Below are 7,518 nucleotides of genomic sequence, written 5' to 3'. Positions count from 1 at the left end.
GGTGTTACCAGTGTGACTAAAGATACTGAAGATACTGTCGTTACAAATGTGAACTATGTGAATCTCTCATGAATTGCGAAATAGCACAAGAACTGTTTGACATTCCGCAAACACGGATTTCTGGAGTGTCGCCCGCCGACCCGACAGGTGGGCCCGGCCGGCGGCCCTGGGGCGGCCCTCCCGGGCCCGTTCCGCACCGCGAACGGCCAGCGGGGGCGGCTTATTAGCCTGCATCTGGGTTTCGCCACGTTAAGAGGTCGCATTAGCAGGCCGTGGCCGACTAGGCGCAATCCGCCCCGGCATGGCAATCTTGATCCGTGAGTACTGTAGAAAGCCTTGTAGGCGAATGGTTGCCCCTGCCCGATGTGGCCAAGCTGCTGGATGTTTCCATCACGAAAGTTCATGCGCTGCTGGACGAGCGTGCGCTGGCGGCACTGCGGATCGGCGACCGGCGGATCCGCTCCGTCCCGGCGGATTTCATCCAGGACGGCCACGCCGTGGAGAGCCTCAAGGGCACGATCGTTGTCCTCGCTGACGCTGGTTATTCGGACGAGGAACTCATTACCTGGCTGTTCACCGCTGACGAGTCCCTGCGCGGCCGGCCGATCGACGCGCTCCGTGAGGGCCGCAAGACGGAGATCCGGCGCCGGGCCCAAACCATGGCCTGGTAAGCAGCAGCACGATATTTCAGGATGAACTAGAGCAGTACGGCGAAGGCCGTGCACGGCGGCTGATGCCCTGCACGGCCTTTCGCATCTCCGGACGCCGTCAGGCTGGTGCCGTCAGGCGGCGCGGCTGACCGCGGCCTCGGCCAGTTTCCGGAGCGCCGTCTTGGGAAGCTCCTCCAGCGGCAGCAGGTCCAGGGCCGCCAGTGCCGCCCGGCCAAACTCCTCGATCAGGACTTCGGTGGCCTGGAGCGCCCCGCAATCGATGATGATCCGGCGGATTTCCGCCACGTCGCCGTCGCCCAGGTCCGGGCTGCCCAGCTTGGCGTCGATGAAGCTCGATTCGGCCGGTGACGCCTGATCGAGGGCGAAGGCGATGAGCACAGTCCGTTTGCCTTCGCGGAGGTCGTCGCCGGCGGGCTTGCCGGTGGTGAGGGGGTCGCCGAACACTCCCAGGACGTCGTCGCGGAGCTGGAACGCCTCACCGAGGGGGAGGGCGAAGGCGGAATAGCCGCGGAGCAGCTCGTCGGGGGCGCCTGCCAGCGCACCCCCCAGCGCGAGCGGGTGCTCGGTGGAGTACTTGGCCGATTTGAAGCGGATGATCGACTGGGCGCGGCTGACGGCGCCGGCCCGGTCCCGGTGCGGCCCGGCCACCTCCTCCAGGATGTCCAGGTACTGACCGGCCATGACCTCGGCGCGCATCAGGTTGAAGATAAGCCGGGCCCGGCTTCCGGAAGCCGCCCGGTCGCCGATTTCGGTGAACGACTCCTCGCTGAAGGACAGGCACAGGTCACCGGTGAGGATGGCAGCGGCGTGGCCGAAGCGCTCCGGATCGAGGGCCCAGCCCTGGCTCGCGTGCAGTTCGCTGAAGCGGCGGTGCACACTCGGTCCGCCGCGGCGGGTGTCGGAACGGTCAATGATGTCGTCGTGGATCAAGGCGGCGGCCTGGAACAGCTCGAGTGCCGAGCCGGCCGTGACCACCTCGCGGGCACCGGCGTCGCCGCCTGCCCCGCGCCAGCCCCAGTAGCACATCAGGGCGCGAAGGCGTTTGCCGCCCGTGACGAGGTGCGAGATGGAACCCATCAGCGGGTCGATGTCCGGAGATATGGCCGACATCAGCGTGGTGCGATCCGTCAGGAAGCCGGTCAGCTTGCCGGCGACGGCGGCTACGAAGTCTGTCTGCTCAACCCGCAGTTGCTCGGCCACGCTCACTTGACGGACTCAGCGGCGACGTTGGCGCCGATGGTGAACGTGGAGACCCCGGCGGTCTCCACCACAGCGAGGTTCACCGTTTCATTGTCACCGCGGAGAAAGTCCTTGGATACTACGGACCCCACGGCCTCGCCGGGGACCGGCTTGAAGCCCTGGTCTTCCAGTTGCTTGCTGTAGTACGCCACGACGCCGGCAGCCGGTAAGGTGATCTTCCCCACCAGCGCGACCGTCGCCGGGGTCCGGGTCTTGTCGAAACTGCTTGACTCCACCTTGGCGCTCGGCATCACCGGCAGCAGCTGCTCCGGGAAGCCGGCCACGAGGGCGCCCACGGTGGCGGAGGTGCCAGGCTGGGCGGACGGGCTGGGAGGGGCCGTGGTGGAGGCCTCGCTGGTCGCGGCCGCCGTAGACGCCGACGGCGACGACGCTGACGTGGCCCCCTGGCCGGGGGTGCAGGCGGCCAGGGCCAGCAGGGCGCCGGCGGCGGCCAGTACCGCCACGGCGCGTTTGCGCTCTCCAAAAACCTTCACAGGGACATTCCTCCTGGTGTTGACGCCGGATGCAGCCTCCAGTTTAGTCAGTCCCTGCGCATAGGATTGATGCGTGGGGCCGGAGAGCGGGAATCAGAACAGCGAAGCGAGCCTTCGCGAACTCCGGCGCAGCAGCATCCTGCACGTGGACATGGACGCCTTCTTCGTCTCGGTGGAGCTTCGCAGCCGTCCGCACCTCAAGGGCCGGCCCGTGATCGTGGGCTATCCCGCGGACCGCTCCGTGGTGCTGTCTGCTTCCTACGAGGCCCGCAAGTTCGGCGTCAAGTCCGCGATGCCCATGGTGGTCGCGGCACGGATGTGCCCCTCAGCGGTCATCATCGAACCCCGCCACAAGCTGTACTACGAGGTATCCGGCCAGATCATGGCCATCTTCGAGTCGATTACCGACCTGGTCGAGCCCCTGAGTGTCGACGAGGCCTTCCTCGACGTCGGTGGCGCCATCCGCCGGCTGGGGACACCGCGGGAGATCGGCGAGTTGGTCCGACGTCGGGTTGCCGGCGAACTGGGCATCACGGCATCGGTGGGGATCGCGGCGAGCAAATTCGTCGCCAAGATCGCCTCAACCCGGTGCAAGCCGGACGGCCTGCTGCTGATCGGTCCGGACGAGACCGTTCCCTACCTGCACACCCTGCCGGTCAACGCGCTGTGGGGGGTCGGCGCCAAAACCGTGGAGGTGCTCGCCCGAATGGGGATCCGCACGGTTGCCGATGTCGCAGCTACGCCGCTGCCCTCGCTGCGAAAGATCCTGGGCGCCACCGGCGAGCACGTCTACCGGCTCTCGTGGGGGATCGACCCCCGGCCCGTGACGCCCGTCCGGCTGGAGAAGAGCATCGGCGCCGAGGAGACCTTTGCGGTCGACACGGCTGACGATGCGCTGCTTCACCGGGAGCTGCTTCGGCTGGCGCACCGCACGGCTGAGCGGCTGCGGAGCGCGGGCATGCACGCCCGGACCGTCGCCTTGAAGCTGCGCTACGCCGACTTCTCCACGATCACCCGAAGCCGCACCGTGGCCACCCCGATCGACAGCGCGCAGTTGCTCTACGGCGTCGCCCTGCAGCTGCTTGAGTCGGTCGGCCCGCGGCCCATGACGGTGCGGCTGGTTGGGATCCGTGCGGAGCAGCTCGAGGAAGCGGCACAGGCGCCGCTGCAGCTCAGCCTGGACCGCCGGGACGACAACTGGCGCGCCGCCGAGCAGGCCTTGGACCGAGTGACCCGCAAGTTCGGGAACAAATCCGTACTTCCGGCCCGGTTGCTGGACCCCGGCCCTGCGTCCCGCCCGGAACCCGGTCCGGGCCTAGGCTGAACGGGCCGGCACATGGCGGACCGGCAGGCATGGGACTGGGGCGAAGCTGGCCACAGCGTCTTTCAGAACGGGGCGCAACAAACTATCCTAGATATACGTAGATTTCGAACGACCGGATCGAACGTTCGGACCGTGGTTCATGCCAACTAAACACCTTTCAGGGACACCGTGAGGCGACCTTCTCCTCCGATTGGAGCAATGGGAACCAGCCGGCCCTCCCGGACGTTAGGGGTTTAGGGACAAGGGCCGCGTCAAGTCCGGACGTTGGCCGACTTAAGGAGGTCGTGATGCCGCTCTCGGAGCACGAACAGRAGTTGCTGGAGCAACTTGAGAAGCAGCTGCACGAGGACGATCCCAAGTTCGCCAGCTCCATGGGCTCGGATCCGGGTCGCTCCTGGTCCACCCGTCATCTGGTCATCGGGGTCCTGGGCGCCCTTGCCGGCATTCTGTTGCTGTTGCTTGGCGTGACGTTGCAAAACATCTTCGTAGGGGTAGTGGGTTTCGTCGTCATGGGCGCCGGTGTCTATTACGCCACATTGCGCAGCTCCAGCGGCAGGACCAAGGCCGGCGGTGCGACTAAAAAGTCCGGCAAGCCGCGCAGTTCCTTCATGAGCAACCTTGAGGAGCGCTGGGAGGAAAGGCACCGCGGGGACTCCTGACCGCCGCCGCACGCCCACCAGGACACACCTCCACTCCGCACCACCACGGCCTGTATCCGGCCGGAAAAGACCCGCTTCGGCGGGTCTTTTCCTGTTAATCCGGCGTCGGTTGCTCCGTAACTGCCCTTATGCGGGGCTAAAACGGCGGTTACGGAGCAGTCGATGTGGTCGGCAGGCGGGAAGCCGCGGCGCCGCGGCGCACAAATCCCTCCACTGGCCACCACTTTTCCTCCTTCCCATTGTTCGCAAGGGACGGTTGAGCCCAAACTGCCTCAAAATTGCGCGAAAATAGCCCAGATGTCGTTGACGGGGGAGTGAAGTGGAGTAATGTGGAGGACGTAAGAGGGTAGTGGCAGCACAGGGGACGTTGGACTTTCTACTAAAGACAGGCGGTGGGCCGTGTTTCTCGGCACACATTCGCCGCGTCTGGACGAAAAAGGTCGGATTATCCTTCCCGCGAAGTTCCGCGAGGAACTTGCCGGCGGACTGGTTCTCACAAGGGGCCAGGAACGTTGCATCTACGTCTTCAGTGAGGCGGAATTCGGACGGGTTCACGAACAGATGCGGGAGGCTCCAATTTCCTCCAAGCAGGCTCGTGACTACATCCGCGTTTTCCTCTCTGGAGCCTCCGACGAGGTACCTGACAAGCAGGGGCGCGTGACGATTCCGCCGGCGCTCCGGGAATACGCAGGTCTCGGCAGGGAACTGGCGGTCATTGGCGCCGGCACCCGCGCAGAGATCTGGGACGCCCAGGCCTGGAACGAGTACCTCGCCGAAAAGGAAACCGCCTTCTCGGAGACCGACGACGCAATCCCCGGGATTCTCTAACGCCCCGCAAGCTCCGCCAGCACCAGCACCACAACGTTTCTTGACCGAGATCTCCAGCCGCCCATCCGGCAGTTCACCTGGCTCACTTCCCCGGAGCCAGGCGGCAGCCGGGTAGGCGCGGATGGGGATCTGGATCAAGAAGCAGCACACCAACATCTCGCAGCAGCAACTGACAGGCACTCCCGGCAACGAAAGGACGCAGGCATGAGTGACGACTCCAACCAGGCGAAGCCTACGTCCGAACGCCATGTACCGGTCCTCAAGGACCGGTGCATAAATTTGTTGGCCCCCGCTTTCGAGGAAGCACGACGCCGGGGTGAGACGCCCGTCGTCGTGGACGCCACGCTCGGCATGGGGGGCCACTCCGAAGCCATGCTGCAGCGGTTCCCGGACCTGCACCTGATTGGCATCGACCGTGACGAGGAAGCTCTCGCTCTGTCCGGGGAGCGCCTCCGGCCGTTTGCCGACCGCACCGACTTGGTCCACGCGGTGTACGACGAAATCGCCGAAGTTATCGAAGACCTTGGCTTCAGCGAAGTGCACGGCATCCTGATGGACCTGGGCGTCTCGTCGCTGCAGCTGGACGAGCGCGAACGCGGCTTTGCCTACTCCTTCGACGCCCCGCTGGACATGCGGATGGATACCAGCCGAGGCCAGACTGCCGCCGATGTGGTGAACAACTACAGCGAAGAAGAACTCGTCCGGATCATCCGGAAGTGGGGCGAGGAGAAGTTCGCGGGCCGGATCGCCAACCGGATCGTCGCCGCACGGGCCGCGAAGCCCTTCGCCACGACCGGCGAACTGGTCGAAACGATCCGCGCCGTGGTTCCCGCCGGTGCCGCCAAAACCGGCGGCCACCCCGCCAAACGGACTTTCCAGGCGCTCCGGATCGAGGTCAACGAGGAGCTCGACGTCCTGGAACGGGCGATCCCGGCAGCGGTGGCCTCCATCGCGCTGGGTGGACGGATCGTCGTGATGTCCTACCACTCGTTGGAAGACAAGATCGTCAAGGGTGTCTTCCAGGCAGGCTCCAAATCCTCGGCCCCGCTCGGATTCCCGGTGGAGCTTGAGGAGCACAAGGCCGAACTGAAGACCCTGACCAAGGGCACCGAGGTGCCCACCGCCGCAGAAATCGCCGAAAACCCACGCGCTGCCTCCGCCAGGCTCCGGGCCGTGGAACGTATCAAAGCCAGGAGAGTCGCATGAGCACCGCCGCCGTCAACAGATTCCCCGTTGCCACAGCTGCGACGGCCCGTGCCCTGCCGGAGTTGCACCCGGGCGGGCCGGCCCGCAAGACCCGCACCCCGCTGTCCGTCGTCCGGTCCGCGCCGCGCAAGCGCCGTGCCCCATTCGTAGTCATGTGCTTCGGAATCCTGGCGCTGGCGCTCATGGCGGTGCTGGTCCTGAACATCTCCGTTTCTTCGGCGCAGTACCAGCTGGTGGAACTCCGCGCCCAGCAGTCGAGGCTGACCAAACAGAACCAGGACCTCACACAGCAGGTGCAACACTTCGACGCCCCCCAAAATCTCGCCGCGAAGGCCACGGAGCTGGGCATGGTGGCCGCGACGGCCAAGGGCCAGATCGACCTGTCCACGCTTGCGGTGACCGGAAAGCCCAAACCCGCCGTGAAGGGTGACGCTCCCGGTGCCGTGATTGCCCCTCCCGCAGTCACAGGGGTGGCGGACGTGCTTCCGGCCGTCACGGCGAAGGACCCGCTCGACAACCGCAAACCCGCCGAGAGCACTCCGGTGCCCGCAGCCCCGGTTCCGGCGCTCGTCGTACCGGCGCCGGCACCCGCCGCTCCGGCCGTGGACCTGCACGGCGGGTCCGTCCCGGCCCCAGCCCAGAAGGCCCCCGGAAAATAGCGGACGGGACCACAGACCAACCAGGCAAGCAGCGAGGAAAGATCGTGGCGCAGAACACCAGCAAGGCACGAACAGGCAAGACGCCAGGCGCCACGCGGAGGCTGCGGGTCGGGCTCGGCATCATGCTTGTGCTCCTGCTGGTGGTCGGCGGGAAACTCTTCCTCGTTCAGGGCCTGGACATGGGCGGCATGGCCGAGGCAGCACTGAAGAACCGGCTCACGCCCACGGTGCTCCCGGCCGAGCGCGGCAAGATCCTTGACGCCAGCGGCAACGTCCTGGCCAGCAGCGTGATCCGCTACAACGTGGTGGTGGACCAGACAGTCAACACCAAGACCGAGTCGTTCCCCCGGCTCGAGCCGGTGGACGGCAAGGACACCATCGTCAAGATCCCCCGCGACCAGGGCATCGAAGAGCTCGCGAACGTCCTCGGTATGAAGA

Annotated in this window: 8 protein-coding genes and 1 pseudogene; 7 read left to right on the top strand and 2 right to left on the bottom strand. The window is 65.9% G+C overall.

Features of this window, described 5'->3' with window-relative positions; genetic code table 11:
- Positions 1 to 317: 317 nt before the first annotated feature.
- Positions 318 to 671 (top strand): Rv2175c family DNA-binding protein, encoded by a 354-nt coding sequence (locus tag AB4Y86_RS07850; protein ID WP_441401635.1) that lies wholly within the window; start codon positions 318 to 320, stop codon positions 669 to 671.
- Between the two features lie 111 nt (positions 672 to 782).
- On the opposite strand, the gene AB4Y86_RS07845 is transcribed toward AB4Y86_RS07850, so the two are convergent.
- Together AB4Y86_RS07845 and AB4Y86_RS07840 are read right to left on the bottom strand one after the other, a co-directional pair.
- The gene (locus AB4Y86_RS07845) at positions 783 to 1,877 is read right to left on the bottom strand and encodes a polyprenyl synthetase family protein (RefSeq protein WP_441401633.1); all 1,095 of its coding nucleotides are present in this window, start codon (positions 1,875 to 1,877) and stop codon (positions 783 to 785) included.
- On the bottom strand, positions 1,874 to 2,404 hold the full coding sequence (locus tag AB4Y86_RS07840) for a hypothetical protein (RefSeq protein ID WP_441401631.1): 531 nt from the start codon (positions 2,402 to 2,404) through the stop codon (positions 1,874 to 1,876). Before AB4Y86_RS07840 ends, AB4Y86_RS07845 begins: the two co-directional genes overlap by 4 nt.
- A 73-nt stretch (positions 2,405 to 2,477) precedes the next feature.
- Between AB4Y86_RS07840 and dinB the strand changes: the two genes are divergently transcribed.
- The 6 genes and pseudogenes from dinB to AB4Y86_RS07810 form a co-directional block, all read left to right on the top strand.
- Positions 2,478 to 3,728, top strand: a complete 1,251-nt coding sequence (gene dinB, locus AB4Y86_RS07835; RefSeq protein WP_441401629.1) for a DNA polymerase IV — start codon at positions 2,478 to 2,480, stop codon at positions 3,726 to 3,728.
- Positions 3,729 to 4,015: 287 nt separating this feature from the next.
- Positions 4,016 to 4,387: a DUF3040 domain-containing protein gene (locus AB4Y86_RS07830; RefSeq protein WP_441401627.1), complete on the top strand. Its 372-nt coding sequence runs from the start codon at positions 4,016 to 4,018 to the stop codon at positions 4,385 to 4,387.
- 399 nt (positions 4,388 to 4,786) lie between these two features.
- Positions 4,787 to 5,215 (top strand): division/cell wall cluster transcriptional repressor MraZ, encoded by a 429-nt coding sequence (gene mraZ, locus AB4Y86_RS07825; protein ID WP_160666519.1) that lies wholly within the window; start codon positions 4,787 to 4,789, stop codon positions 5,213 to 5,215.
- A 204-nt stretch (positions 5,216 to 5,419) separates the two neighbouring features.
- Positions 5,420 to 6,421, top strand: coding sequence for a 16S rRNA (cytosine(1402)-N(4))-methyltransferase RsmH (gene rsmH, locus AB4Y86_RS07820; RefSeq protein WP_441401624.1), 1,002 nt, complete (start codon positions 5,420 to 5,422; stop codon positions 6,419 to 6,421).
- Positions 6,418 to 7,080 carry a hypothetical protein gene (locus tag AB4Y86_RS07815; protein ID WP_441401622.1) on the top strand — a complete coding sequence of 221 codons (663 nt, stop codon included), beginning with the start codon at positions 6,418 to 6,420 and terminating at the stop codon, positions 7,078 to 7,080. The genes rsmH and AB4Y86_RS07815 overlap by 4 nt, the downstream gene beginning before the upstream one ends.
- Positions 7,081 to 7,124: 44 nt before the next feature.
- Positions 7,125 to 7,518, top strand: a pseudogene (locus tag AB4Y86_RS07810) (peptidoglycan D,D-transpeptidase FtsI family protein); the annotation flags it as partial.

This window comes from Arthrobacter sp. 2YAF22_2, assembly GCF_052114645.1.
GTDB lineage: Bacteria > Actinomycetota > Actinomycetes > Actinomycetales > Micrococcaceae > Arthrobacter.
Note: the sequence above shows the minus strand (reverse complement) of the source record. Positions and strands in the feature narration are given on the sequence as shown.